The 808-nt window shown below is 70.4% G+C and carries 2 protein-coding genes; both read left to right on the top strand.

From position 1 onward, the window contains the following. Positions 1 to 99: 99 nt before the first annotated feature. A complete protein-coding gene (locus BIU98_RS08565; protein ID WP_071274820.1) occupies positions 100 to 471 on the top strand; it encodes an FKBP-type peptidyl-prolyl cis-trans isomerase in 372 nt (123 codons plus the stop codon). Continuing rightward, a partial coding sequence (locus BIU98_RS08560; protein WP_139200637.1) for an aldo/keto reductase occupies positions 471 to 808 on the top strand: 338 nt, incomplete at its 3' end. The genes BIU98_RS08565 and BIU98_RS08560, both read left to right, overlap by 1 nt.

Below are 808 nucleotides of genomic sequence, written 5' to 3'. Positions count from 1 at the left end.
CGTGTCCTGCGGGGGAGTCGGTGGTGTCACGGTGGAACCATTCTGCGGCCTGGAGGACCCCTGCGTCTGCTCGGTGCGCGGTCTGGTTGACTTGCCGACATGACTGACCTGAACAGCAAGCCCGAGTTCGACGCACCCGAGGGCCCCGCCCCCACCGACCTCGTCATCACCGACATCGTCGAGGGTGACGGCGACGTCGCGTCCGCCGACTCGACCGTGAAGGTGCACTACGCCGGCGTCGAGTACGAGTCCGGCGAGGAGTTCGACAGCTCCTGGGGCCGTGGCGAGCCGATCGACTTCCCGCTCGCAGCGCTGGTCCGCGGCTGGCAGGAGGGCATCCCCGGCATGAAGGTCGGCGGGCGCCGCAAGCTCGTCGTCCCGCCGGAGCTCGCCTACGGCCCGGCCGGCGGCGGACACTTCCTCTCCGGCAAGACCCTGATCTTCGTCATCGACCTGCTCGGCGTCCGCTGATGACGTCCGGTGCGCCCCTCGCCCCGACCGTCGAGCTGAACGACGGGCACCGCATGCCGGTGCTCGGCCTCGGCACCTACTCGCTCGACGGCGACGAGGGTGCCGCGGTGATCGGCACGGCCATCGCCAGCGGCTACCGCCTGCTCGACACCGCGCTGAACTACGGCAACGAGGACGCCGTGGGCCGAGCGGTCCGCGAGTCCGACGTGCCGCGGGACGAGCTCTTCGTCACGTCGAAGCTGCCGGGCCGCCACCACGGCTACGACGAGGCGCACCGGTCGATCGACGAGACCCTGGGCAACCTGGGCCTCGACCACGTCGACCTGTACCTGATCCA

The organism is Curtobacterium sp. MMLR14_010 (assembly GCF_001865015.1).
Classification (GTDB): Bacteria; Actinomycetota; Actinomycetes; order Actinomycetales; family Microbacteriaceae; genus Curtobacterium.
The sequence above is the reverse complement of the archived record's forward strand: the minus strand, read 5'-3'. Positions and strand labels throughout refer to the sequence as shown.